Origin of the sequence: Gillisia xinjiangensis (assembly GCF_046298265.1) — a bacterium.
GTDB lineage: Bacteria > Bacteroidota > Bacteroidia > Flavobacteriales > Flavobacteriaceae > Gillisia > Gillisia xinjiangensis.
The window spans coordinates 115,292-139,941 of record NZ_JBKAHK010000007.1 but is presented as its reverse complement, the minus strand read 5'-3'; the positions used below and the strand labels follow the sequence as shown (position 1 = coordinate 139,941).

The window sequence follows — 24,650 nt, the reverse complement described above, 5'->3', positions numbered from 1 at the left end:
TATGCTAAGAAAATTACATATATACCTAATTGGATTGATAAGTTTTCTTGTACTGCAGTCCTGCAGTATAAAACGATTTATTCCGGAGGGGGAACTTCTTTACAGGGGCGCTGATCTTGAAGTAGATACGGTTTCAGATATTAAGGAATTTGACCAATTACTCACGCAGCTGGAAGCCGTAATACAACCTGAGCCAAACAGAAAACTTTTGGGTATGTACCCGGGGCTTTACTTCCATTATAAGGCACAAAAAGAAAAACCTGGATTTATAAATAAATTCCTGAACGATAAAATAGGGCAGGAGCCCGTTTATCTTTCAAATGTGGATCCTATTTTAACACAGGATCTGCTTATAAACAGGCTTGAAAACAGGGGTTTTTTCTATAGTACTGCAACTTCTTCTATTCGGGAAAATGAACCTAAAAAAACAGCCAGGGTAAACTATAAAGTTGGTTTGACAGAGCCTTACAGACTTGAAAATTATAAACTGGATTCTGATTCCCTTCTTATCTATAGGGAAATTACAAAACACCTTCCGGATACCCCAATTGAAAAAGGAATGCGGTTTGACCTGCCTTTGTTAAAATTTGAAAGGGAACGATTGGATAGAAAATTGAAAGAAACAGGATACTATAATTTCAATTCCGGATTTTTGATCTTTGAAGCAGATACCAATCAATACAGCAATAAGCGGTTTGATTTGTTTTTAAGGTTAAAAAAGGAAGTTCCTGTAAAATCTATCATCCCCTATAAAATTTCAAAAGTGAACATTTATCCCAATTATGTGATTGGGCATGATACTATAAGGCAAGATACGGTTCGCTACGAAGGGAAAAGTTTTATACAAGCACAGGAATTCTTTAAACCGAAACGTCTCGATCCTTATATTCTTATTGATGAAGGAGCATTCTACAGCCCTTCTGATTCCCGGAATACCAGCAGGCGTCTGGCATCGATTGGAGTCTATAAATTTGTAAACATACGCTATGATGAAATTGACACTTTAGCAACCGATAGCCTTGGTATACTGGAAGCCAACATATTTCTTTCGCCTTTAAATAAACGGGCAATCCGGGCAGAACTTCAGGCCATTACAAAATCAAATAATTTTGCAGGTCCTAATCTTGCGGTTACTTTATCCAACAGGAATCTTTTTCATGGTGGTGAAACCTTGAATATTTCTGCTAAATTCGGTTATGAAGTGCAGATTGCAGGGGGAGACCGGAAAGGGCTTAGCAGTATTCAGCTTGGTTTGGGTGCCGATCTTATCTTTCCGCGATTGCTGTTTCCAATTTCCTTTGATGAAAACTGGTTTAAATATTCGATTCCCAAAACGAGGATCAGTCTGGAAGGGGATTATTTAAACCGAAGTGAATTATTCAGTCTGGGGTCTGTTTCTTCCCGATTTGGATATTTTTGGAGCGCAAACCGATATGTTACACACGAATTAAATCCAATTTCGGTTAATTATGTCAGGTTAACCAATACAACACCTGAATTTGAAACTATTCTTGATGAAAATCCGTTTTTAAGAAATAGTTTCAATCAACAATTTATCGCGGGTCTTACTTATTCTTTCACCTATAATGGGATGGTAGACCAATATAAAAAACATCAGTTTTTTCTGAATTCAACGTTGGATATTGCCGGAAATGGTATAGATCTTATCAGCGGAAATGCAGCTGAAGGTCCACAAACCTTTTTAGGATTGGAATATGCGCAGTATGCCAAAGCAGATGGCGATTTCAGATATCATTTTAATTTTGGGAAAGAACAAAAGATCGCTACCCGATTTTTTGCAGGATATGGAATTCCTTATGGAAATTCTAACGTAATGCCATTCAGCAAACAGTATTTTTCCGGAGGTCCTTATAGTGTCAGGGCATTCCGTATTCGATCATTGGGTCCGGGAACGTATGATCCGGCCCAATCTGGAGATGCCGGTTTTTTTGATCAATCTGGAAACATCAGGATTGAAACCAATGTGGAATACAGGTTTCCCATAATTTCGTTTCTGAAGGGTGCTGCTTTCGTGGATGCAGGAAATGTTTGGAATACAAATAATTCCCTTCCTGGTGGAAAGTTCAGTTCCAACTTCATTAACGAACTTGGAATTGGTGGAGGGGTAGGATTGCGTGTGGATATTCAAAACTTTGTAATCCGGTTTGATCTGGCTGCTCCGTTTAGAACTCCATATCTACCGGAAGGGGAACGATGGAATTTTGATTTTGGAAAACCGGTATTTAATTTTGCTATTGGATATCCTTTCTAATACTGAAGCTTTGTTCCGAAAGAAAGATCTCCGGCATCCCCGAGACCCGGAACAATATATCCGTGTTCATCGAGTTCATTATCCACCGTAGCTATCCATAATTTTACGTGATCCGGAAGTTCCTTCTGTAAATTATCAATGCCTTGCTGCGAACCTATTACAGAAACCAAATGAATATTTTTAGGAGTTCCCATAGGTTTTAAGGAATTAAAAACATTGATAAAAGAAAGTCCCGTTGCCAACATAGGATCTGCCAGAATGAGGGTTTTTCCTTCCAGGGAAGGAGAAGCCAGGTATTCCACCTTAATTTCAAATTCAGTTTCAGAGGTATGATGCCGATATGCAGAAATAAAAGAATTTTCTGCATTGTCAAAGTAATTCAATAAGCCGTTGTGAAGCGGCAGGCCTGCACGCAAAATCGAACAGATAACCAGTTCTTCATCTGGTACCGAAACCTTAGATGTTCCAAGGGGTGAAGTGATGATGGTTTCCTTATAATTCAAGGTTTTACTAAGTTCATATCCCAGTATTTCGCCTATTCGTTCAATATTCCTTCGAAACCTCATTTTATCCGACTGCATTTTTATATCCCGGATCTCCGCAATAAATTTATTTAAAACCGAATTTTTTTCCTCAAGATTAAAAACTTGCATATTTATTTTTTATAAATTTAATCAGAAATTTAAAAATTGGAACCAATAATAACCAATAATATGAAATTCATTTTCTAAAAAAACCCAAAGCAGAAAAATAGAAATGGATGTATTTAAAATTCCATATTTTTGGCTGAGTTATTGTATAATGAAAAATGAAAATAATTTAAAACATGCGAATTATTCCCGATAGCCAGATCAATAAAAATCTACATATGAAAACCGTGCTTTCAGCATTCTTTCTTATATCTTTTTCCATAGTTTCCTATGCCCAAACAGAACTTCCGGCAAGCTCAAATAAGCCTGTTTTTGATGGGCCTAAAAGCAATTCCGGTGGATTACCATCCATCTTAATGCGTGAAGCCCCAAGGCCGGATTATAAGTTGAAAGATGATCCTACAAAACCCAAACCCATAGAAATGAGAACTAAAAGTGACCTTCTTAGCGCGGGTGATTTTATTGAAAACAAATGGGCCGAAGACGAAAAACCGAAAGCTGGTTTTGGAGAAGATCAATATTTGGGTGATTTTAAAACCAAAGGAAAATTTGTCGAGCTTTATTGCCGGGACGATCAATATGTGGATGGAGATAAAATCCAGGTACGGGTAAATGGAGTGGTTATTCATAACAGCATTACCCTGGGAAGCAATTGGACCCCTATTCTTGTGAACCTTGAAAAAGGTTTTAATACCATTGAATTTAAAGCACTTAATCAGGGATCCAGCGGCCCAAATACAGCGGCATTTTCTGTAATTAATGAAATGGGGGAAATTATCAATTCCAATCGTTGGAACCTGTTAACAGGTTCCAAAGCAAGTATGATTATAGTAAAAGAGTAATTCTTTTTTTCAATTTTTTCATTCAGGAAAACCCTTCTTCAATATTGAAGAAATTATAACAAGTTGTTAAGGGACTATAACTTTTTTAAATGTTAACTTTCAATAAATCCTTTTAACAATTAAATCATTTTCAATTATGAAAAAAGTACTAATTGCTATAGATTATAGTCCAAGCTCAGAAAAAATAGCAGAGGCCGGTTATAAACTGGCTAAAGATATGCAGGCCCAGGTTTGTATAATGCACGTGATGACCGAAGTTAAATATTACGGAATGGAATATCCTTCATTTATGGGATACACAGGATACAACATGGATATGGACCTTACTATGGCCGATGAATTGCACAAAGTGGCAGAGGATTTTATGGAAAAAACAAAAGAGCATCTTAAGGATCCCGAAATGTCAACTTATATAGGGCAAGGAGACACTTCCGATACAATATTAAATTATGCTTCGGAATGGAAGGCGGATATTCTGGTTTTAGGAACTCACAGCCGCAGTACTTTGGAGAAAATTTTTATTGGAGATGTAACCTCCGAAATTTTAAAATCTTCTAAAATACCTTTATATATTATCCCAATAAGAGAGAAGTAAAGCAAAAAATAAAAGTCCCGAGGATGTGCTTCCTCAGGACTTCTTTCAATGTATTATGAAAATCTATTCTTCTTCAAGATCTTCCAACTTTTTAATTGTTTCTACAGTAGTGCTGATCTCACTTAACTGTCTTTTTAATGTTTCAGAAATAGAAGGAGGAAATTTATATTTTTTTAACTTCTCTTCATATTCTTTTTTACTGGCCTTTTCACCACGGATACATTCTTCTAAAAGTGCCTCATCTTTATTTGCACTAAGCTTGGTTTTTATATTCATCCAGGTTCTGTGCAAATCCCCTGCTGTACTCCCTTTTTCCCTAGGGCGTTCATTTAATGAACGGATTATTTTATCAAGCTCTATAGCAAAATGATTTCTTTGAACGACTTGTTTTTTTAAAAAGCGTTTTAAATTTCCATCTTTGGTTTCTACCAGCGCTTTTTTATATCCCTTTTCAGCATCATAATTTTTTTCAAGCAATTCCTGTAAATTATTTACAAGTTGATTATGACTTTCTTGCTTAGCAGATTCTCTTGTGGTTTCCATAATAATACGATTTTTTGGTATTTCCGTTTGTAAATTTAAAATTTAAAATATTTAAAAAAACTGATTAAAATCAGCTTTTTTAATGGTTTAACAAAAACACTAAGATTATATAGTGAAAATTTAAAATAAACCTAAGCTAAAGTAAGATTTTTTGAAGTCTTTTATATTAAATTTTTAGGAATCAATTATTTGGTAGAGTTATATGAAACATCCATAACGGCAAGTCGATATACAGGTGGATGAGTATTATGGATGTTAAACAGGACCGATAAAAAACAATAAAATAAACAGATGAAAAGAAGAAAAATCGATAATATCTATGAAATCTCACCCGAATATCACGTTTGGACATCTGGGAACTATCACTCTTTTATCAAAATTTCCACGCAATTATTCTGCTTTTTTTATTGCCCTGAGCCATTTCAATGGTTTTATGAAAAGCCTTTAATTTGGTAAGTTGTTTATAGATCTTAGGCAGGTTTTCCTTTTTCGATACAAGGCAGGTAAACCATCCTATTTGTGTTTTAAATGCAATGCTTTCCCGTATCATTCTTTTTATAAATAATGCTTCCCCGCCATTGCACCACAATTCATTGGCTTGCCCTCCAAAATTAAGAGCTGTTCCGGAAATTCCCAGATTTTTTAATTTTTTAAGACTCGCCTTTTTTGCCTCTTCTGCCGAAGCGTGAAAAGGAGGATTACACATACTGAAATCAAAATAGGTTCCTGGAGTAACAATTCCTTTAAAGATATGGCCAGGATCGGGCTGATGTATGATTTCAATGAAATTATTCAAACCGAAATTAGCATTAACATTTGCTTTGGCTGCCTTTACCGAAGTTAAACTAATATCGCACCCGGTCATTTTCCAGTTATAAATCCTGGCTCCCAAAATGGGATAAATACAATTCGCTCCAACCCCAATATCAAGTCCTTTTATGCTTTTGTTATCGATTCCTTCTTCGGCAAGAAAATCGGCCAGATAGTGAATATAATCTGCCCTTCCGGGAATTGGAGCACATAAATAATCCTCCGGAATATTCCAGTTGGCAACCTGATAATGATGTTTAAGGAGTGCCTTGTTCAGATGTAAAACCGCTTCAGGATTTGAAAAATCTATGGTGGTTTTCCGAAAATCATTCTGAAAAATATAACTGGACAATTCCGGATAAGAAACGGTTAAAGCTTCCATATCATATTCCTGATTGTGTACGTTTTTCGGATGCAAACTGTATTGTTTTATATGAATTTCTGTTTGGTAAAGGTAACATGTATTTGAAAAACAGAAAAAATCAAATCAAGTCAGAAACCTGTCAGTTAACCTTGTTTTTTTCAAAAAGGAACTCCATTCCATTCGGGTGGAAAAATTGGATTTTAAACTTATATTTGCCGACTGAAATTAAGTAATATGAACTCCGGAAATGAAGATGCAGCCAAAGCCCTAAGCCAGAAAGAAATCGATACATGTATTTCTGTATTGGAACAGTTGGTGGGAGATACCAATCAATTGTTTGACTTACCCGAGGAACAACGCATCGCTCTTATGTTGGCTGCAGGATTGCTCACCAGGCCAAATAAGGATGAGTTTTCCCGACGTAGAAAAGATGCCAAAAAAGCCGCAAAGCGAAAAATGATCGAGCGGGACAAACACGCACGAAAGGAAACAGGAATTAGGAGTGCCCGGGAAGCAACTGTTTTTTCGGCTCCTAAACTTTTAGCTCCGGGTAGTAATCCGGACCGCGATCTGGAATTGAAATCACCCAGAAATTGTTATGTGTGTAAAGCTGTTTATACAAAACTCCACCATTTTTATGATACCATGTGTTCTGAATGTGGGGATTTCAATTACGCGAAGCGTTTCCAAACAGCCGATCTTACCGGGCAGGTAGCAGTCGTTACAGGTTCAAGATTGAAAATAGGATATCACATCACCCTGATGTTGCTAAGATCTGGAGCAACAGTTGTGGCCACTACACGATTCCCGGCAGATTCTGCCCTTAGATTTTCTAAAGAAGATGATTTTCAGGATTGGGGCCATAGACTAAAAATTCACGGACTGGATTTAAGACATATTCCCAGTGTGGAAATATTCTGTAATTATATCGAACAAAAATATGACAGGCTTGATATTTTGATCAATAATGCTGCACAAACCGTAAGGCGTCCTGCAGGATTTTATCAGCATTTAATGGTTAAGGAAACCATGCCTGTATCGGAGCTTCCTCTTCAGGCTCAGGATTTGCTTGAAAATCATATTTACTGTCTCCAGGAATTGAAAGGACTTGCCGATGGCCCTGGAAATAATCAAAATTTGCCTGTAACCTGGCACGGTCCGGAACCTGGAATAGGATTAAGGGCTTCTGCAGAACTTTCTCAAATCCCTTATAGTTTTGATAATTCACTGTCGGTAAAAGAGGTTTTTCCGGAAGGACAACTGGATGCCGATCTTCAACAGGTAGATCTTAGGAAAACAAATAGCTGGAGATTGAAATTAGGGGAGATAGAGACCACTGAAATGGTGGAAGTGCAACTTGTAAATGCCGTTGCGCCTTTTGTTTTGTGTAACCGACTTTCAGCATTGATGAAAAAGGAAAATACAGGCAAAAAGCATATCATCAATGTTTCGGCCATGGAAGGGAAATTCCAGCGGTTCAAGAAGGAAGACAGGCATCCTCATACCAATATGGCGAAGGCTGCTCTCAATATGATGACTCATACTTCCGCGTCCGGTTTGGCCAAAGAAGGAATTTTTATGAATGCCGTGGATACCGGATGGGTAACCGATGAAGATCCGGCTGAATTATCAAGGAAAAAGGTGGAAGTTCACGATTTTCAGCCACCGCTCGACATTGTGGATGGCGCAGCCAGGGTAATGGATCCTTTAATAGATGGTATCAATACAGGAAAACACTGGAGCGGAAAATTTTTGAAAGATTATATGCCTATAGATTGGTAAGCAATCAAAAACCTCGATGCAAGATACGAGGCATGAAGTGAAAAATACTTTTAAAAATTCGAGGCTAGCCCGCCTGAATGATTCGGGCAGGCCTCTGGGAATTAAACCCTCAATGAGGGATTAAAAGAAACCTCAAAATAAATTTTTTCTTTACTTTTATAAGATGACCCAAAATACTGAAAATAAAGATCCCGAAAAGCAGCCTAACAACCCCTTGCATGGGCTGAAACTTGCGGGCATTCTGGAATCCCTGGTAGAAAAATATGGCTGGGAAGAACTTGGCCAAAAGATTAATATTCGCTGTTTCACCCACAATCCATCGGTAAATTCCAGCTTAAAATTTCTCAGGAAAACACCCTGGGCCAGAGAAAAGGTTGAACAATTATATTTGAAATCCTGCCATAATTCCTAAAATTAACCTCTCCCTAAATAGGGGATTTCCCCAAGAAAATTTTAGCTTATATTTTTCTACCTTAACCATTAGCAAAATTCATTCTGGTTCATCTTACTGAAACTATTGAGGATTTGAAGTTGTTGAATTTTGAGATTTTAACCTTAATTCTATAGTATCATGGAAGTATTTTCTAAAATTTTTAGTCTGAAAATAATGTTGTTATTTTTAATCTCATTTCCTGTGATAGCTCAGGATCACGAAATAATGGAGGAATCTATTATGATGCAGGATCACAACGATCCCGGCCTTGAATGGGGTGGATGTCCCGATTTTATGCCGGAAGGCTGTAAAATTGCGGTATTGCATGGAGATCCTGCAGAAAAAAATGTAGATATATTCTTTAAAGTTCCTGCAAATTCAAAAATTCCAAATCACTATCATACCTCTGTTGAAAGAATGGTCCTTGTAGCAGGAGAACTTGAAGTCACCTACGAGGGCGAAAAGTCACAAACCTTAAAAGTTGGCTCTTATGCTTTTGGACCAGCGGGAAAGCCACATTCTGCAAAGTGTGGCGATAGTCCCTGTGTATTATTTATAGGGTTTGAAGAACCATTGGACGCTATCCCGGTTGCAACAAAAAATTGAATCGGTGGAATTCTATAGATTCATTTTACAGAATACAGATTATAATCAGAGGATTCTATACTTTTGCGGCTTCACCAGACAGGCCTAACATTAGATTCCTTTTTTAATACTATGCATTCTGCTATCCTAAATCATATTTCAAAAGATATTACTCTTACCAAAGAAGAGCAGGAGGAATTTTTGAGTATACTTTCAGAAATAAAAGCCGGAAAAAAGGAAATTTTGATAAAACCCGGAGATAGTGTGAAATCAGAATATTACGTTGTAAGCGGTTGTTTAAAGGCCTATTATTTAGATGAAAACGGGGATGAACATATTATTCAATTTGCGGTTGAAGATTGGTGGATCTCTGATTTTGAAGCATTTTTCAACCAGGTTCCTGCACAGTTATTCCTGGAAACTATAGAAGAATCTGTTCTTCTGGAAATTCAAAAAGATTCCCTGGAAGTACTTTATCAAAGAATTCCAATATTTGAGCGTTTTTTCAGATTAAAAACCACGGGAGCTTTTGTATCACTTCGAAGCAGGATCTTGTCTTCATTGCAATTGAACAGCAAACAGAGATATCAGGAATTTTGTAAGTCCTATCCCAATATAGAAAAGCGTGTTCCTAATTATCAAATAGCGAATTACCTAGGGATACAACCGGAAAGCCTAAGCCGAATTAGAAAAGAATTGCTATAGCTTAACAATTTTTAACAGGCTTCCATAACATACATCAAGCAGTAAATCCGCATTCTGCTTTACCTTCGTTGTTCTTAAAAACAAAATTTATAAAAAGATGAAAAAGATATTATTTGTACTTACCAGCAACGATAAAATGGGAGATACCGGTCATAAAACCGGATTTTGGATCGAAGAGTTTACAGCTCCTTATTACCTTTTAAAAGATCTTGGTTTTGATATTACACTTGCTTCTCCAAAAGGAGGTCAACCCCCAATAGACCCAAATAGTGAAACTAAAGATGCCAGTACTGCTTCGACCGAACGATTTGATGCTGATAAAGAAACCCAAAAAACCCTTGCCAATACAAGGTTTTTAAGTGAAGTAAATATGGCCGATTATGATGCGGTTTTTTATCCCGGTGGTCACGGATTGCTTTGGGATCTTGTGGAAAACAAAAATTCCATTAAACTCATCGAAGATTTTTATGCCGCAGGAAAACCGGTTGCTTTTGTGTGCCATTCTCCGGCAGTGTTGAAAAATGTAAAAGGAACAGATGGGCAAGCGCTGGTTTACGGTAAAAACGTTACAGGATTTACCAATGGGGAAGAAGCAGCTGTAGAATTATCTAAAGTTGTTCCATTCCTGTTGGAAGATATGCTGAAACAAAATGGAGGAACTTACAGCAAAACCGGTGACTGGAAACCTTATGCTGTAGAGGATGGATTATTGATCACAGGGCAAAATCCCGCTTCCTCTGAAAAAGTTGCAGAGAAATTAGGCGAAAAACTGAATTCCCATTAAGTAGGAGAACGAGCTACATAATAGGCCCAGAAAAATAACCAATGTTGGGATTAAAACAAAAAATAATAGAATGAACAAAGATCAGGCATTATTAAAATCATATAATTTAAATGGACTCGAACTTCCAAATCGTGTTGTAATGGCGCCCATGACAAGGAGCAGGGCTACCAATTCTGAAAATATTCCTTCTGAAGAACTTCAGGGAACCTATTATGAGCAACGCGCATCTGCAGGGTTGATCATATCTGAAGGTTCTCAGGTTTCAAAACAAGCGGTTGGGTATATTCATACGCCCGGTATCTATAACAACGATCAAGTGGAGGCCTGGAAAGCGGTTACTAAAAAGGTTCACGATGCCGATGGAAGAATTTTCATGCAGCTTTGGCATGTAGGTAGAATGTCTCATCCCGATTTTCACAACGGGGATTTTCCATTGGCACCTTCGGCTGTAAATCCTGAATCAAAATCCTATACCTATAATGGTTTTAAAGATACCGTAACGCCAAAAGCAATGAGTATTGAGGAGGTTAAGCAAACGGTTCAGGATTTCAAAAACGCGGCAAAAAATGCGATAGATGCTGGATTTGACGGTGTAGAAATACATTCTTCCAATGGATATTTGTTTCACCAGTTCTTTAACGCCACCACTAATTTACGTGAAGATGAATACGGTGGAAGTATAGAAAATCGTGCGAAGATTCTTTTTGAGGTGATTGAAGCGATAAAAGAGGTAATCCCTGTCAACAAGGTTGGTTTGCGTTTAAATCCATCTATGGATGGTATCTTCGGAATGAAAATGGACGAAGAAACCATCCCAACCTTCGATTATATTATTAAAAAATTGAATGATTATAATTTGGCCTATTTGCATTTATCAGAACCTTTTACCGATGTATCGGATATCCCGTATGCAGAAACTGATATCGCAAAACGTTACAGACCAATTTATGAAGGAACCATCATAATCAATAGCGGATTTGATCAGGAAAAAGGGAACAAAGTACTGGAGGAAGGCAATGCCGATCTTGTTGCTTACGGAAAACCCTATATATCAAACCCGGACCTCGTGGAACGATTCGCTCAAAATGTTCCCTTAACCGAATGGAATCCAGATACATTTTATACCCAGGGGAAAGAAGGGTATCTTGATTATAAAAAGGAAACCGCATAGTAGGTAGTAGATACAACATAAAAATTTATAGTTAAAAGAGAGATTTTCAATTGCTGAAAATCTCTCTTTTTTTTAATCTCATAACTTCGGGGGATATCAATAATCTTTGTATCCGGGAATTAAACATCAATAGGGGATTAAATCATAAATCTCTTCATAAAGACCACTCCCAAAATAATTTTAGCATATATTGGTCGGGTTTGCTAATTTTATTATTAAACAATAGTATTACTTATGAAAACAGTTTTAATCATTTTGTTACATATGTTCACTGGAACCCTGTTTGCACAGGAATGGATCCCACTTTTAACAAAGAAAATACCGATGGATGGGAACAGGTAGGCGATGGTAATTTTATTTTAGAGGATGGATTGCTTAGATCCAACGGCGGAATGGGATTGCTTTGGTTTACAGGGAAAAAATTTGAAAATTCCAGGATTAAAGTGGTTTACAAAGGAGCCGATAAAAATAACGCAGGAGTTTTCATACGGATTCCTGAAAAACCAACAGAAGCCTGGATGCCTGTAAATAAAGGATTTGAAGTCCAAATAGACGATCGCGGGGACGAATATCATAAAACCGGGGTTTTTATATTCCTTTACAAAAGCACAGGCAAGCCCGGGAATTCCTGGGGAATGGAATACTATGGTAATCACACTGGATGGTAACCGAACCCTCGTCCACATAAATGGCATTTTAGTTACCGATTTTACGGAAGGGGATCCGGTTCCTGAAAAAGTAAAATCCTATGAACCAGAAAGGGGGTCACGACCGGCGTCCGGGTATATTGGATTGCAAAATCATGGAGGTGACGATGTGGTTTATTTTAAGGAAATAAGCTATCAGGAACTCGATTAGAACTATTACAAACCAGCGCTGAACCAAAAATGAAAAATCCATGAGAATAAAATTTCTCACATAGGAAATGATTATATGAATGTTACTCCCGGTAGCTATCAGGAGACCGATAATAACCAATAATATAAACATATGAAATATGATGTAGCAGTAGTGGCTGATCTTTGCCTGGATATTTTACTCTCCGGAAAAGTAAAACCCATATATGGCCAGGTAGAACAATATATAGACGATTATGCTATTGAATTAGGAGGTTCTGCAGCAATTTTTGCTTCTCAGTTTACCAAACTTGGAGGAAAGGTAGGTTTAATTGGATCGGTTGGGGAAGACACTTTTGGCGATATCCTGCTTCAAAAATTAAAACATCTCCATATTTCCACAGACCATGTTATTATCAAACCTGAAATAAAAACTTCTGTTGGGGTTGGACTTTCTTATTATGATGACAGAGCAATGCTCACTTTTCAGGGATCTATGGCCGCTCTTTCTGCTGAAGATATCCTGAATTCAAAAGTATTGAATCACACCTGCCACTTGCATATTGCGGGATATTTTTTACTCGATCAATTGTTCAGTTTCTGGCCGGATGTTATTATAGAGCTGCAAAGCAAAGGGATCACTACCTCATTGGATACCAACTGGTCGCCAAATAATGACTGGAAAAAAGTTATGGAGTTATTACCCTCTATCAACGTCTTTATGCCAAATGAAGAAGAAGCTAAAAAAATTTCAAACAAAACCGATGTTATAGAGGCCGGAACCTGGCTGGCAAAGTTCTGCCAAATAGTAGTGATTAAAAGAGGAGGGGATGGTGCAACCATATTTAAAGACAAGGTCCATTTTCATACAGATGTTCCCCAGGAAATCAGTAAAGATTTAAAAATAGCCGATACCACCGGCGCCGGGGATAATTTTGATGCGGGTTTTTTACGGGAATGGCTTCAGGGAAAACCCTTAAAAGTTTGCGGAATGACTGCTGTAAAATGCGGCACGCTGAGTCTTTCTGAAATAGGTGGAATACAGGGGCAATTACAGGAAAACCTATAACTTTTATATCGATTTTATCTTTTCACTTCAACAATCACTTCAATCTCAATAGCGATATTGGATGGTAGGCTTGCATGACCTACAGCTGCTCTTGCATGTTTACCTTTTTCGCCAAAGACCTCTACCATAAGATCAGAAAATCCATTGATCACTGCCGGCTGTTCATAGAAATCGGGGGTAGAATTAACCATTCCCCGTACTTTTACAAACTGTTTAATATTGTCAAGGGTTCCACAGGCGGCCTTTAAAGTTGCCAATATAGTGATACCGGTTAAACGTGCGGCATCATATCCTTCCTCCACAGAAAGATCTTTCCCAAGCCTTCCCTTCATTTTTGAACCTATTCCTGCCAAAAAAATTAGGTTATCAACCCTTCGCCATTTCACGAAATTAGCAGCGGGTTGGCTTACTTCCGGTAAACTAATTCCAAGTTCTACCAATCGCTCTTCAGGAGTTTGTGCGCTTGCATCGGTAATAATAAAAAAAGCCAGGATTAATAAGAGTAAAAGGTTTTTCATGATTCAGTAGTTTTATCATTGTACAAATTAAGAATATTCCATTCATTTTAAAAATTGGTGTTTACAACTTTAAACCCGAAGGCTTTTTTAACTGTAGAACAGCACCAAATAAATTTTATTTTAATCAAATAAAAAGCTGTAAATTCGCGGCTTATTTAAAATAAGCATAGATGAAGCGTGTTAACGAATACAAGAAACTTTTTAATGTTGAAAAAGACATTGATCTGAAACAACTTAAAACTTCTTACAGAAACCTGGTAAAAGAATGGCATCCCGATAAATTTCAGGAAACCGATGAATTGCATGCGGAAGCTGAAGTTAAAAGCAAGCAAATTATTGATGGGTATCATTTTCTTGTGAGCATTGCACCGGAAACCAAAGCAGCAAATCTTGAAGAATATAACATCACAACTTCTGAAGCCGGAATAGCCGATTTTCAGCATAAAGGAAATCTTTTGGAGATCTCTTTTACAGATGGTACCACTTATGAATACTTTGGTGTAAATAAACCTCTTTTTCAGAAATTCGTTAATTCAGACAGACAATTTCGTTTTGCGAAAAGGAATATTTTCACCTCATTCCTTTACAGAAAATCCAAGAAAGATCTTGAGCTTCAGGAAGCTTAAAATTAAAATTATAGTTTTTTATACAATTCCAAAAGTCTCCGGATTTTTGGAATTTTTTTTATCAGGAATACAGCTCACTTTAAATTCACCCGGATAGAGTAGCTTCAACAGTTTCTGACGATGACCTCAAACAAATAGGAATGAAATTCAGTTCCGGAAAAAACCAGTTAAATTTTTTCTTAAAAAAACAGCTTTTTTTAAAAGTAAAAAACCTTTTTAAAATTTAAGGAAGCCTAAATTTACCGATGATCAAAAATGCTGTCTACGCCGTTATTTTATGTGCATTAATTGCAGGTAACAATGGTTTGTTGATAAAACATATGTCCAGTATGACGCCAGGGTCTATCGCCTGGTTCAGGACTGCGATCCCAATAATTTTTTTAATCCCGCTTTTGTGGAAAGATGGAGATCTGCACTTTAAAGGCAGCAATAAAAGAATGTTGCTGGCCTCATCCATAAATGCCATTAGAATGTACCTGTATTTAATCGCGTTTATCTACACCTCCATTGGGAATGCGGTGGTGCTTTTCTATACCTATCCAATCTTTGTGACCGCCATTGAGATCCTGTTTCTAAAAAGGAAAATAAAAAAGACGCAATTATTTTTTTTGTTACTCGCTTTTATAGGCATAATTATAACCTATGCCGGCAAACCTTTTAATTTTGAATCCAGGGATTTTATAGGAATGCTCGCCGCAATTGGAGCTTCCATTGGGTATGCCGTTACGGTGATTATTTTTAAAACTGAAACCCATAATTACAGCCAAAACAAGATGATCTTTTATCAGAACATTGTAGGGGCTGTTTTATTTATTCCGTTTTTGACGGTATTGCCCACTGCCGAAATAGGGCATCTGGTCACAGGGATTTTCTATGGATTATTAATTGGCATTGTCGTTTTTAAACTCTTCTTTTTCGGACTAAAACATCTCACTGCATCCACCGCGACCACCTTGATGTACCTGGAAGTAGTAACGGCAATATTGCTGGGTCATTTTGTTTTGGATGAAAAATTGACCTGGAATATTTTAGTTGGGGGTGGGTTTATTTTAATAAGCAGTATTTATATTTCCCGTTTAAACCGAAAGGCGGGCAAAATTGCTATGGTTCAAACGCCAGATTGAAGCCGGTTATTTTTTATCAAAGAGATCAATTGATTTTCCCCAAGCTTTATCAAATTTTGCCCTTATATTTATGAAGCGGTAAGTAACAGAATATTTTACAAAAATTAACCGGTCAAAAAATTGAGACTTATGTTACTAAATATATTATTGGAACGGGAAATATATGCATCAGAAGAACATAAAATGATGCAGAAAATGATTCAGGATTTCATCACAAATGAAATCGAGGATCAAGTACCTCAATGGGAAAAAGACGGAATGGTAAGCCGGGAAATTTGGGAACGTGCCGGAGAGTTAGGCTTACTTTGCATGGATATGCCAGAGCAATATGGCGGCAGCGGTCTCGATTTTAGTTTCAATGCCTTACTTATTGAGGAATTTGCCAAAAAAGGGATCTCCGGACCCGGTTTTTCATTGCATTCAGACATTATAGCGCCTTATATTTTAAAGCACGGCAGTGAAGCTCAAAAACAAAAATACCTGCCCATAATGGCAACCGGAAAAATGATCACAGCTATTGGGATGACAGAACCAAACTGTGGCAGTGATCTTAGGGCAATTAGAACAACCGCTGTAGATAAAGGGGATCATTATCTGGTAAATGGTCAAAAAACCTTTATTACCAATGGGTTTATGTGTGACATGGCAATAGTAGCGGTTAAAACAAATTCCGGATCAGAAAATGAAGGGGTTTCTTTATTGATTATGGAGAGTGCTGCAGAAGGCTTTGAAAAAGGAGTTCCTTTCAAAAAAATAGGAATGAAAGCCCAGGATACCTGCGAATTATTTTTTGACAACGTAAAAGTTCCAAAGGAAAATTTGCTGGGAGAGGAAGGAAACGGATTCAAAATTATGATGACAGAACTGGCCAGGGAGCGTTTGTCTGTAGCCATAGGTTCCATTGGAGGTGCAGAAGGCGCTATCGTGGATACCATTGACTATACCTCTACAAGAACCGCTTTTAATCAACCCATTGCCGGGTTCCAAAACACCCAATTTAAACTTGCGGAATGTGCTACTCAATTGCAAATTCATCAAACATTTGTAGATCGATGTATTCAATTACTGGCTGAAGATAAACTCACCGCAGAAAGTGCTTCCATGGCAAAATATTCAGCCACAGAAATGCACTCTAAAGTTGTAGATGAATGTCTGCAGTTATTTGGCGGCTATGGTTATATGTGGGATTACCCAATCGCCCGGATGTATGTAGACAACAGGGTAGCCAGAATTTATGCCGGGACAAATGAAATTATGAAATTATTGATCGCCCGTGGCTTATTCAGGGAGTTGTTCCGGGAAATGAAAGCGATGCAAAAAAAATAAAACACATATGAAAATAAAAGATTTCAAAGTTGTTACTACCATAAATGTACAATGGGGTGAGATGGATGCATTCAGGCATGTAAACAATGTAGCATACGTACGTTGGGGCGAAACTGCCAGAATTGATTATTTTGTAAAAATAGGTTTGATCAATTCCGATCCGGAAAAATCGGAACATTTACCTATACTAGGATTTCAATCTGTAAAATATATAATTCCGTTAGAATATCCAGACATCATAAAAATTGGGACCAGGGTTGAAGAAATTCGGGAAGATCGCATTATTTTTCGTTCCTATTTTTTTAGTGAGAAACAGGATCGTTTAGCGGCTATTATGGTACACGAAATTATAATTATAGATCCCTCCAATGGTTCAAAGCTATTAGTACCCGGTTATTTATCAGAAAAAATAAAAGCTTTGGAAGGATTGTCCAATCCCGTTTAAAATACAAATTTATGAAAGAAATACATTTTTTTTCCGGTTTTAAAACGATCCAAAATTCATTTTTCATATTTTAAAGTCCTGTATAAGCGTTTATAAACTCAATAAGAATATGTTGAAGACAGAAGTTTATTCCTATTTTCGCACCTTTAAAAATAGCTGAAATCCCAATGAATAAATCTCCAAATACCGCACTTGTTGTTGCTGCGTTTTTTTCAATTTATGTTATCTGGGGATCGACCTATCTTTTAAATAAAATTGCCGTAACCGAATTACCTCCTTTTATGCTGGCGTCTATTCGTTTTATCACAGCGGGGATTTTAATATTTATTTTAAGCCTGATCCTGGGTAAAAGTCTGAAGATCTCAAAAAAACAATTGCTCAACACGGTAATTGCAGGATTCCTGTTCCTCGCTTTTGGAAATGGAATCGTAGTATGGGCTCTGGAATATGTAGATAGCGGCTTCGCCGCGCTTCAAATTTCTGCCCAACCACTGGTGGTTCTTTTGTTAATGTGGATTATTGACAATAAAAAAATTAAAGCAATGTCCATCGTAGGAGTAATCCTGGGGGTTATTGGAATTTACTTACTGGTAAGTCAGAAACAAATAACGGAACAGGAAAATTCTGTTCTGGGAATGGTATTAATCTTTCTGGCATTATTAAGCTGGGCGTCTGGGAGCCTTTTTGTGGGCAGGGCCAATTTACCTTCCAATTATTTGGTTAATACTGGATATCAAATGTTTACGGGAGGGGTATTGCTGCTTATAGCCAGCGTATCATTTGGAGAAACCTGGTCATATCCTACATCCTGGAGTTCACCAACTCAATATTCCATGATACTTTTAGTCCTCTTTGGAAGTATTGTAGCTTTTACTTCATTTAACTATTTATTAAAAACGGTTTCGCCTGAAAAAGTTGCAACTTCAACCTATGTTAATCCTATTATCGCTCTTTTGCTGGGCTGGTATTTTCTAAACGAACAAATTACAACGCAATCTATCGTTGCGGCAGTTGTGCTTCTTACCGGGGTTTATTTTATAAATACCAGGAAACAGCTGGTAATCTTTGCAAGATTTTCAAGCAGGGTAGGTCGGAAAGCAAATCAGAATGATCTAGAAAATCACCTTGATTAGAAGAATCCTAACAATTGGTTTTTGGAGGGAGTGATAAAGTCTGATGTTGCTTGAATAATGATTGGACCCATGAGAAACAGGATTCTTCACTTCATTCAGAATGAATTGAGGGTTGTTTTTGTCATCCTGAACGAACTTTTGGGCGAGGAAGAATCCCAACAAGTGGTTTTTATTTTCTTTCTCTTGCCGCCTTGAATTCACTTCCTTCATTCCATTTCGGGAAAGTATTTTCAGTGGATAATTGCAGGCCAACTTCGTAGAAAAGTTGTAAATCAAACAGTACACCGCTTAAATCTGTGGTTTCAGGATCATATTCATCTGAAGGTTGGTGATACTTGTTTGCACTATATTCATCATTCAATATCTTTATAGAATCTGCTCCAATATCAAAACCCTCATTGGAGCCTGAAGCATAGAGTGCCGGAATACCAATTTTTGCAAAATTAAAATGATCAGATCTGTAGAAATAACCCTTTTCCGGAGCAGGATCGGGAATTACATAACGTCCTTGTTTTTGAGCGATTTCCGTTGCATATTGATCCATTTCTGAATGACCAAAACCGGTAATGGTAAGATCTTTCATTTTCCCCGGACTTTTTAAAGCATCCATATTGATGTTTGCAACGGTGTTTTCTGGAGGAAAGACAGGATTTTCAGCATAATAGGCAGAGCCTAATAAACCTTGTTCCTCTGCAGTTACCGCAATAAAAACAATGGATCTTTCAGGTTGCGGTCCCTTTTTAAAAGCTTCGGCAATGGCAAGAAGTCCGGCTGTTCCGGAGGCATTGTCTACCGCTCCGTTATAAATGGAATCCCCGTCTACCGGACGCCCAATTCCCAGGTGATCCCAATGTGCAGAATAAATAATATACTCATCTTTTCTTGTAGTTCCCTCCAAAAGAGCGATCACGTTTTTGGATGTATTCCTTTTGATTTCATTTTTTATTTCAACAGAGGCCTTCATACCCATTGGAATTGGTTTAAAATCCTTTTCCAGGGCCAGCTCATTAAAGTTCTTATTCTCAATTGGAGAGGCGTCAAACAGTCTCTTTGCCGCATCCTGAGATACCCAGCCCTGAATATCGGCAACCGGGGCATCGCTTTCAAGATTTAATTTTGCCCCTGTCCAGCTTGATTGTACCACATTCCAACCGTAGGATGCTGGTGCGGTTTCGTGGATGATAATAACTCCGGCGGCACCCTGGCGACCGGCTTCCTCATATTTATAGGTCCAGCGACCGTAATAGGTCATTTCATTTCCTTTAAACAAGGTGGAATCCTTGGTTGCAAATCCAGGGTCATTGATTAAAACAACGGCTGTTTTTCCTTCCCAGTCAATTCCGTCATAGTCGTTCCAACCATATTCCGGAGCAACAATTCCATAACCTGCAAATACAAGTTCAGAGTTTTCAAGACCTACAGAGTCTTCAGGTTTTAGGGTAAGAGCAACGAAATCTTTAAAAAAGTTTAGATCAAAATCTCCCTTAGGGGAGGATATTTTCATTTTTTCTGAAACTGTTCCTGTAATTTCTACCAGAGGAACCTCCTGAAAATAACTCTCTCCATTTCCGGGGGAAAGTCCGAGTTTAGAGAATTCCTCCTCTAAATAACGAACGGTCTTATCTTCTCCCTCTGAAAAAGGCATTCTGCCCATAAATTCATCGGAAGCCAATCGCTCTATATGTTTTGCCAGCGTTTCCTGACTGATTTCCCCGACCTTATTAGTTTCTTTATCGCCGGATTTACATCCTAAAAATGCAATTAAAAAAAGAACACCAAAATACTTATTCATACCAGTTTTGTTATTATTCCTATTAGTATTGATTTAAACAAGTCCCTAAAGTATTGAATTTTTATGGATATTGGGATACTTGTAATTTTCCGAAAAATGGGTTATGCTGCTTTGAAGAGAATAAAACAGCATTATTTGAAGTACGGGTATTCTTATGCTTTCTTAAACCATTTCAAAAATTACAAGTGCGTAAAGGTAAAACCTTACGAACCTAAGCAATGCAAACAGAAGGTAACTTGGAAATGGGAAACGGATAATTCCTGCAGCAATACTTGTCATCGCAAATGGAATAGGGAGCAAGGCACCAACAATAATTAGGAAACCACCCCATTTTCGGGTGTTTTTAATATGTTTTCCCAGGTTTGTTTCAATTTGGTTTTTAAATGCAGGTATTTTGGTAATCCCAACACCTATGAAATAAGAAACAATACCTCCCAAATAGGAAGCTAAAGCCAAAAGTGTAAGAAATGAAATAGGATATAAAGATTTCCCTGCCCAGGCAATGAAAAGTTCGGGAGGTACAAGTCCTAATATGGATTCTGAAATAAAAAAAACACTAAGAATACCAACTGGAGAAAAGGTTTCAGTAACAGTAACCAATAATTTATTTAAATCAAGAACAAAATAATCTACGGCGAATATTCCGGCAATGACAAGGATTATTGGAATAATCGCCTTTTTGACACTTTTTCCAACAAATTTATAAAACCCCGTATAGCCGTAATACTGGTGCAGCAATTTTATGCGCGACTTCTTTTTAGATTTCGCATCCTTCTTCATTAAATTTTTTCTTTATTGGATTTCAGATCCTACTATTTTTGTCTCAAAACGTACTTCAAAACAAAAATAGTAGATTAGTGGGAATGTATTTAATTTTCTTCTTCATATTCCTGTAGATCCCGGCTGTATTCCCTTAGATCCATTTCATTATTCTTGATGGATGTGTCGTTCATCAATGACAGAAGATAATCAAGACTTTCTTCCGGGGTTACAGATGTTTCAGATTCATCTTCATCTTCCAGTTCATCAACAGGCTCATCCTCGGGAATAGAAATGGCAAATGTCTGGTAGTTTTCAATATGCTCATAAGTTAACCGTATAACTTTAGCAAGAAGTGGATCTTCTTCTTCTACTGCATAAGGTCTTAATTCTTTTAAATCGCTAACAATGGTATTTACAACAATTCCATTTCGCATTAGATCACGTTGTATTTTATCGAGTAATTTTTGAGCTTTGGGATTATTCAATTTTTTTGATTTTATAATTCGTTACACTTAAATTTCAACCTTCAACACATGCGATATGTGTGGGTTTGAATGATAGCAAAGTTAGTGCTTTAAAGTATTTTCAAAACAATTTTAGCTAATATTTATAAAAGATTTAAATTTTAAATCTTTGTCCCTCATTCCCTGTACTATGGCTATAAACTTAATAGTATTAACAATTAATTAGAACTTTAAATTTTAAAGGGAGCTGCTTCTTTAGTAGTTTTAGACTCATTAAAAATTAGACCAAATGGAATTTAAATCAAAAGTGGCACTTATAACAGGTGGGAGTAAAGGAATAGGGTACGGAGTTGCAGAAGCCCTTATAAAATTGGGAATGAATGTAGCCATTACAAGTCGCTCAAATGATGCTGCAGAAAAGGCAGCCAAAGAGCTTTCAAAAGTTGGCAGTGGAGAGGCCTTAGGTCTTGAAGCTGATGTAAGGGATTATGAAAGTCAGCAGCGGGCTGTAAAAAAAGTCATTGACACCTGGGGGCAACTGGATGTTCTGGTAGCCAATGCCGGAGTAGGCCATTTTGCTTCCGTAGAAGATCTTTCAATAGAGGATTGGAAGCAAACTATAGACACGAATCTTAGCGGAGTTTTTTATAGTATAAAAGCTTCCCTGGACGGATTAAAAAAGTCAAAAGGTTATGTGATTACGATTTCAAGTCTTGCCGGAACAAATTTCTTTGCCGGAGGATCTGCATATAATGCCAGTAAATTTGGTGTAACCGGAATGACACAGTCTGTTATGTTGGATTTAAGAAATCTTGGAATAAATGTAAGTACCATTATGCCGGGATCTGTGGCGACACATTTTAACGATCATGAACCATCAGAAAAAGATTCCTGGAAAATCCAGATCGAGGATATAGGAGAATTGGTTGTTGATTTGTTAAAGATGAATCCCCGCACCTTGCCAAGTAAAATTGAGGTTAGGCCTTCTCAACCACCCTCAAAATAAAGATTTTATAGTTTTCCTGAAAGGCAGCAAATTAAATTGCTGCCTTTCTTTTGTAAAATACCAGGTATCCTCAAATAAATATTAGTAAAATTTTGGCTGCATACAGGTAAATTTGTAGTTAAGAAATGCTTATCATGACCCACAGGTAAATTAAACAACCGAATAAAATTTAAAGATGAAATACAAAATAAAAATAGATAGCATCCATACTGTTGATGAAATCAAGGAATACTGGCAAAAAGAAGATTATGTTCAGTTGCTGGAAAAATTCAATTATCCGGATGCAGAAGATTCCAAAGCCGAAAATTTAAGGGAATTATTATTTATGGCTATAACAGATTTTGAGCCTTCGGAAGCTGCTAAATTAGCCCTGGATTACAAATTGGGCGAACAGCTATCGGAAGGGCAAATCGACCAGATCGCAAACGATATGTTAATAGATACCGTTTGTGAGGAATATCCGGAAATGGAATTGCAATCCACATTATTCCATATCACTCAATTGCTGTTTAAGGCTTACAATGGAAAATTCCCAAGCTCCAGCGCTACCATCATCGAATGTTCCGTTACCGCTTTGGACAAAAATAACGATATCACCCTAACCAAAGAAATGCTGTTGCGATTATTTAATGATGGCCTTTCCGACAGGAATATTATTAAACGTTTATTTGAAGAACAAATGAACGGGAGCGTTGAATTTCCGGAAGCAGAAAATATTATTTGGGAATTACAAATTTTAAATGAAAACCATTTTAAAATAACCACATCAGGAAATTTGATCAAAAAAGAAGAGGTTATAGCTTCAGAATGGGAAGGTGAAATAGAAGAAACCGAAGATGATTCATAAAAACCAGAATTGTTGAATCCCTCATTGAGGGTTTTTGATTTAAAGACAAGTTCTTTAAAATGCTGCTAAATATCTTAGCAGCATTTTTTTGTTTTTTAACCTTTCGAATCGATGAAAAGACAACAAAATTTCTGCTGAAACCATTTCATTCTTTGCAATGAATTTAAAAAGATCCTTAAAGCAAGTTCACAACAATCAGTGGATTAGACAAATGTAAATTATTTCTTAATATAAATTTAAAAAGTTAACATTCCTGTTCCTCGATAAAATACAATTATAATCGGTATAAATGCCTAATTGTTAATGCCAACTCTATCCCAAGACTATCCCAATTACCTTTATCTTCGCTCTAATAGGACTAATTTTAATCCTGATTACAATTCACCGTGCTATGTAAGAAAGCTCTGTCTTTATATTTTTTACTTAATAAGAATTGTTTTTGATGATCTATAAGTGAAGTAAACCATCAAGTAGGTTATTTTGAAAAACTGAATTACATACTTAATAAAGGTACTATGAAGTTATTTATTAAAAATATGGTTGGTGTTCAATGTAAAAGGAAGGTTGAAAAAGAACTGGAAAGGCTGGAAATACCATTTAGGTTTATTGATGCTGGAGTTGTTGAGCTCTATCACGAACTAACTTTAAAACAGCGAAATCAATTTAAAGAAAATCTTTTAAGATGTGGACTGAAACTGCATGAGGAAAAAAAATGTATTTTGATTGAAAAAATCAAAAATGCAATTCTCGAAATGATCCAATATTCTGAGAAGTATTCTGTTCTTAATTATTCTGAATACTTAAGCAAAAAATTAAATTATGATTATACCTACCTGGCCAATATATTTTCAGAAGTAAAAGGGGTTACAATACAACAATATATTATTTTCAACAAAATTGAAAGGGTTAAGGAGTTAATCTTGCTTGATGATCTCAATCTTTCCGGGATCTCCTATAAACTAAATTACAGCAGTGTGGCGCATTTATCCAGTCAGTTTAAAAAAGTTACAGGCTTTTCTCCTTCTGTTTATAAACTACTAAATCAAAAACGAGCAGCATTATTGGAAACCTTCTAACTAATATTAACCAGAATTTTTACCTAAAATTATACTAACTCCAAAGCCATAATTTCAATAACTTTATCAGCTTTCATATACTTTTTCTTC

27 protein-coding genes are annotated in these 24,650 nt (G+C 36.8%); 20 read left to right on the top strand and 7 right to left on the bottom strand.

Features of this window, described 5'->3' with window-relative positions; all coding sequences use genetic code 11:
* Position 1: 1 nt before the first annotated feature.
* A complete protein-coding gene (tamL, locus tag ACKGJN_RS13110) occupies positions 2–2,272 on the top strand; it encodes a translocation and assembly module lipoprotein TamL (protein ID WP_409539997.1) in 2,271 nt (756 codons plus the stop codon).
* Here tamL and upp read toward each other — a convergent pair.
* A complete protein-coding gene (gene upp, locus ACKGJN_RS13105; RefSeq protein ID WP_409539996.1) occupies positions 2,269–2,925 on the bottom strand; it encodes a uracil phosphoribosyltransferase in 657 nt (218 codons plus the stop codon). The genes tamL and upp overlap by 4 nt on opposite strands.
* 173 nt (positions 2,926–3,098) lie before the next feature.
* Here upp and ACKGJN_RS13100 point away from each other — a divergent pair, with 173 nt between their 5' ends.
* Positions 3,099–3,764: a hypothetical protein gene (locus ACKGJN_RS13100; RefSeq protein WP_409539995.1), complete on the top strand. Its 666-nt coding sequence runs from the start codon at positions 3,099–3,101 to the stop codon at positions 3,762–3,764.
* Between the two features lie 136 nt (positions 3,765–3,900).
* Positions 3,901–4,359, top strand: a complete 459-nt coding sequence (locus tag ACKGJN_RS13095) for a universal stress protein (RefSeq protein ID WP_409539994.1) — start codon at positions 3,901–3,903, stop codon at positions 4,357–4,359.
* A gap of 63 nt (positions 4,360–4,422) precedes the next feature.
* On the opposite strand, the gene ACKGJN_RS13090 is transcribed toward ACKGJN_RS13095, so the two are convergent.
* Positions 4,423–4,902, bottom strand: coding sequence for a ferritin-like domain-containing protein (locus ACKGJN_RS13090; protein WP_409539993.1), 480 nt, complete (start codon positions 4,900–4,902; stop codon positions 4,423–4,425).
* 373 nt (positions 4,903–5,275) lie between these two features.
* Positions 5,276–6,130, bottom strand: a complete 855-nt coding sequence (gene rlmF, locus ACKGJN_RS13085; RefSeq protein ID WP_409539992.1) for a 23S rRNA (adenine(1618)-N(6))-methyltransferase RlmF — start codon at positions 6,128–6,130, stop codon at positions 5,276–5,278.
* 180 nt (positions 6,131–6,310) lie between these two features.
* On the opposite strand from rlmF, the gene ACKGJN_RS13080 reads away from it, so the two are divergent.
* The 9 genes from ACKGJN_RS13080 (at position 6,311) to ACKGJN_RS13040 (ending at position 13,441) form a co-directional block, all read left to right on the top strand.
* A complete protein-coding gene (locus ACKGJN_RS13080; RefSeq protein ID WP_409539991.1) occupies positions 6,311–7,858 on the top strand; it encodes an SDR family NAD(P)-dependent oxidoreductase in 1,548 nt (515 codons plus the stop codon).
* Positions 7,859–8,021: 163 nt separating this feature from the next.
* Positions 8,022–8,270 (top strand): VF530 family protein, encoded by a 249-nt coding sequence (locus ACKGJN_RS13075; protein ID WP_409539990.1) that lies wholly within the window; start codon positions 8,022–8,024, stop codon positions 8,268–8,270.
* 195 nt (positions 8,271–8,465) lie between these two features.
* A complete protein-coding gene (locus ACKGJN_RS13070; RefSeq protein ID WP_409539989.1) occupies positions 8,466–8,897 on the top strand; it encodes a DUF4437 domain-containing protein in 432 nt (143 codons plus the stop codon).
* Positions 8,898–9,008: 111 nt separating this feature from the next.
* Positions 9,009–9,581 carry a Crp/Fnr family transcriptional regulator gene (locus tag ACKGJN_RS13065; protein ID WP_409539988.1) on the top strand — a complete coding sequence of 191 codons (573 nt, stop codon included), beginning with the start codon at positions 9,009–9,011 and terminating at the stop codon, positions 9,579–9,581.
* A 97-nt stretch (positions 9,582–9,678) separates the two neighbouring features.
* Positions 9,679–10,365, top strand: a complete 687-nt coding sequence (locus ACKGJN_RS13060) for a type 1 glutamine amidotransferase domain-containing protein (RefSeq protein ID WP_409539987.1) — start codon at positions 9,679–9,681, stop codon at positions 10,363–10,365.
* A 70-nt stretch (positions 10,366–10,435) separates the two neighbouring features.
* Complete coding sequence (locus ACKGJN_RS13055; protein WP_409539986.1) at positions 10,436–11,536, top strand: alkene reductase; 1,101 nt, start codon at positions 10,436–10,438, stop codon at positions 11,534–11,536.
* A gap of 200 nt (positions 11,537–11,736) precedes the next feature.
* Positions 11,737–12,204, top strand: a complete 468-nt coding sequence (locus ACKGJN_RS13050) for a family 16 glycoside hydrolase (RefSeq protein WP_409539985.1) — start codon at positions 11,737–11,739, stop codon at positions 12,202–12,204.
* Positions 12,182–12,394, top strand: coding sequence for a family 16 glycoside hydrolase (locus tag ACKGJN_RS13045; RefSeq protein ID WP_409539984.1), 213 nt, complete (start codon positions 12,182–12,184; stop codon positions 12,392–12,394). Before ACKGJN_RS13050 ends, ACKGJN_RS13045 begins: the two co-directional genes overlap by 23 nt.
* A 132-nt stretch (positions 12,395–12,526) precedes the next feature.
* Positions 12,527–13,441 (top strand): carbohydrate kinase family protein, encoded by a 915-nt coding sequence (locus tag ACKGJN_RS13040; protein WP_409539983.1) that lies wholly within the window; start codon positions 12,527–12,529, stop codon positions 13,439–13,441.
* Between the two features lie 14 nt (positions 13,442–13,455).
* Here the strand turns inward: ACKGJN_RS13040 and ACKGJN_RS13035 are convergent, their stop codons facing one another.
* Entirely contained in the window at positions 13,456–13,959 is a 504-nt protein-coding gene (locus ACKGJN_RS13035; protein ID WP_409539982.1) for a RidA family protein, read from the bottom strand.
* Positions 13,960–14,129: 170 nt separating this feature from the next.
* Here ACKGJN_RS13035 and ACKGJN_RS13030 point away from each other — a divergent pair, with 170 nt between their 5' ends.
* The 5 genes from ACKGJN_RS13030 (at position 14,130) to ACKGJN_RS13010 (ending at position 18,613) form a co-directional block, all read left to right on the top strand.
* On the top strand, positions 14,130–14,585 hold the full coding sequence (locus ACKGJN_RS13030; protein WP_409539981.1) for a KTSC domain-containing protein: 456 nt from the start codon (positions 14,130–14,132) through the stop codon (positions 14,583–14,585).
* A gap of 245 nt (positions 14,586–14,830) precedes the next feature.
* A complete protein-coding gene (locus ACKGJN_RS13025) occupies positions 14,831–15,709 on the top strand; it encodes a DMT family transporter (protein ID WP_409539980.1) in 879 nt (292 codons plus the stop codon).
* 129 nt (positions 15,710–15,838) lie between these two features.
* A complete protein-coding gene (locus tag ACKGJN_RS13020; protein WP_409539979.1) occupies positions 15,839–17,035 on the top strand; it encodes an acyl-CoA dehydrogenase family protein in 1,197 nt (398 codons plus the stop codon).
* 7 nt (positions 17,036–17,042) lie between these two features.
* Positions 17,043–17,480 carry an acyl-CoA thioesterase gene (locus tag ACKGJN_RS13015; RefSeq protein WP_409539978.1) on the top strand — a complete coding sequence of 146 codons (438 nt, stop codon included), beginning with the start codon at positions 17,043–17,045 and terminating at the stop codon, positions 17,478–17,480.
* Positions 17,481–17,647: 167 nt separating this feature from the next.
* On the top strand, positions 17,648–18,613 hold the full coding sequence (locus ACKGJN_RS13010) for an EamA family transporter (RefSeq protein WP_409539977.1): 966 nt from the start codon (positions 17,648–17,650) through the stop codon (positions 18,611–18,613).
* 169 nt (positions 18,614–18,782) lie between these two features.
* Here the strand turns inward: ACKGJN_RS13010 and ACKGJN_RS13005 are convergent, their stop codons facing one another.
* The 3 genes from ACKGJN_RS13005 to ACKGJN_RS12995 all read right to left on the bottom strand — a co-directional run bounded on the left by ACKGJN_RS13005 (position 18,783) and on the right by ACKGJN_RS12995 (position 21,652).
* Complete coding sequence (locus ACKGJN_RS13005) at positions 18,783–20,405, bottom strand: M28 family metallopeptidase (RefSeq protein WP_409539976.1); 1,623 nt, start codon at positions 20,403–20,405, stop codon at positions 18,783–18,785.
* A gap of 162 nt (positions 20,406–20,567) precedes the next feature.
* Positions 20,568–21,185 (bottom strand): YqaA family protein, encoded by a 618-nt coding sequence (locus ACKGJN_RS13000; protein WP_409539975.1) that lies wholly within the window; start codon positions 21,183–21,185, stop codon positions 20,568–20,570.
* An 89-nt stretch (positions 21,186–21,274) separates the two neighbouring features.
* A complete protein-coding gene (locus ACKGJN_RS12995; protein WP_409539974.1) occupies positions 21,275–21,652 on the bottom strand; it encodes a hypothetical protein in 378 nt (125 codons plus the stop codon).
* A gap of 268 nt (positions 21,653–21,920) precedes the next feature.
* Here ACKGJN_RS12995 and ACKGJN_RS12990 point away from each other — a divergent pair, with 268 nt between their 5' ends.
* From ACKGJN_RS12990 to ACKGJN_RS12980, 3 genes are all read left to right on the top strand, one after another.
* A complete protein-coding gene (locus ACKGJN_RS12990) occupies positions 21,921–22,637 on the top strand; it encodes an SDR family oxidoreductase (protein ID WP_409539973.1) in 717 nt (238 codons plus the stop codon).
* Between the two features lie 175 nt (positions 22,638–22,812).
* Positions 22,813–23,484, top strand: a complete 672-nt coding sequence (locus ACKGJN_RS12985; protein ID WP_409539972.1) for a hypothetical protein — start codon at positions 22,813–22,815, stop codon at positions 23,482–23,484.
* 515 nt (positions 23,485–23,999) lie between these two features.
* Entirely contained in the window at positions 24,000–24,560 is a 561-nt protein-coding gene (locus ACKGJN_RS12980; RefSeq protein ID WP_409539971.1) for a helix-turn-helix domain-containing protein, read from the top strand.
* The last annotated feature ends 90 nt before the right edge of the window (positions 24,561–24,650 follow it).

Excerpts from the sequence above, each read along its gene's own strand:
- upp (WP_409539996.1), bottom strand. The coding sequence starts at position 2,925 with ATGCAAGTTTTTAATCTTGAGGAAAAAAATTCGGTTTTAAATAAATTT.
- ACKGJN_RS12980 (WP_409539971.1), top strand. The coding sequence starts at position 24,000 with ATGAAGTTATTTATTAAAAATATGGTTGGTGTTCAATGTAAAAGGAAG.
- ACKGJN_RS13045 (WP_409539984.1), top strand. The coding sequence starts at position 12,182 with ATGGTAATCACACTGGATGGTAACCGAACCCTCGTCCACATAAATGGC.
- ACKGJN_RS13080 (WP_409539991.1), top strand. The coding sequence starts at position 6,311 with ATGAACTCCGGAAATGAAGATGCAGCCAAAGCCCTAAGCCAGAAAGAA.
- ACKGJN_RS13075 (WP_409539990.1), top strand. The coding sequence starts at position 8,022 with ATGACCCAAAATACTGAAAATAAAGATCCCGAAAAGCAGCCTAACAAC.
- ACKGJN_RS12990 (WP_409539973.1), top strand. The coding sequence starts at position 21,921 with ATGGAATTTAAATCAAAAGTGGCACTTATAACAGGTGGGAGTAAAGGA.
- ACKGJN_RS13030 (WP_409539981.1), top strand. The coding sequence starts at position 14,130 with ATGAAGCGTGTTAACGAATACAAGAAACTTTTTAATGTTGAAAAAGAC.
- ACKGJN_RS13035 (WP_409539982.1), bottom strand. The coding sequence starts at position 13,959 with ATGAAAAACCTTTTACTCTTATTAATCCTGGCTTTTTTTATTATTACC.
- ACKGJN_RS13100 (WP_409539995.1), top strand. The coding sequence starts at position 3,099 with ATGCGAATTATTCCCGATAGCCAGATCAATAAAAATCTACATATGAAA.
- ACKGJN_RS13025 (WP_409539980.1), top strand. The coding sequence starts at position 14,831 with ATGATCAAAAATGCTGTCTACGCCGTTATTTTATGTGCATTAATTGCA.
- ACKGJN_RS13090 (WP_409539993.1), bottom strand. The coding sequence starts at position 4,902 with ATGGAAACCACAAGAGAATCTGCTAAGCAAGAAAGTCATAATCAACTT.
- ACKGJN_RS13040 (WP_409539983.1), top strand. The coding sequence starts at position 12,527 with ATGAAATATGATGTAGCAGTAGTGGCTGATCTTTGCCTGGATATTTTA.
- ACKGJN_RS13010 (WP_409539977.1), top strand. The coding sequence starts at position 17,648 with ATGAATAAATCTCCAAATACCGCACTTGTTGTTGCTGCGTTTTTTTCA.
- ACKGJN_RS13070 (WP_409539989.1), top strand. The coding sequence starts at position 8,466 with ATGTTGTTATTTTTAATCTCATTTCCTGTGATAGCTCAGGATCACGAA.
- ACKGJN_RS13095 (WP_409539994.1), top strand. The coding sequence starts at position 3,901 with ATGAAAAAAGTACTAATTGCTATAGATTATAGTCCAAGCTCAGAAAAA.
- ACKGJN_RS13020 (WP_409539979.1), top strand. The coding sequence starts at position 15,839 with ATGTTACTAAATATATTATTGGAACGGGAAATATATGCATCAGAAGAA.
- ACKGJN_RS13005 (WP_409539976.1), bottom strand. The coding sequence starts at position 20,405 with ATGAATAAGTATTTTGGTGTTCTTTTTTTAATTGCATTTTTAGGATGT.
- ACKGJN_RS13015 (WP_409539978.1), top strand. The coding sequence starts at position 17,043 with ATGAAAATAAAAGATTTCAAAGTTGTTACTACCATAAATGTACAATGG.
- tamL (WP_409539997.1), top strand. The coding sequence starts at position 2 with ATGCTAAGAAAATTACATATATACCTAATTGGATTGATAAGTTTTCTT.
- ACKGJN_RS13000 (WP_409539975.1), bottom strand. The coding sequence starts at position 21,185 with ATGAAGAAGGATGCGAAATCTAAAAAGAAGTCGCGCATAAAATTGCTG.
- ACKGJN_RS12985 (WP_409539972.1), top strand. The coding sequence starts at position 22,813 with ATGAAATACAAAATAAAAATAGATAGCATCCATACTGTTGATGAAATC.
- ACKGJN_RS13060 (WP_409539987.1), top strand. The coding sequence starts at position 9,679 with ATGAAAAAGATATTATTTGTACTTACCAGCAACGATAAAATGGGAGAT.
- ACKGJN_RS13055 (WP_409539986.1), top strand. The coding sequence starts at position 10,436 with ATGAACAAAGATCAGGCATTATTAAAATCATATAATTTAAATGGACTC.
- ACKGJN_RS13065 (WP_409539988.1), top strand. The coding sequence starts at position 9,009 with ATGCATTCTGCTATCCTAAATCATATTTCAAAAGATATTACTCTTACC.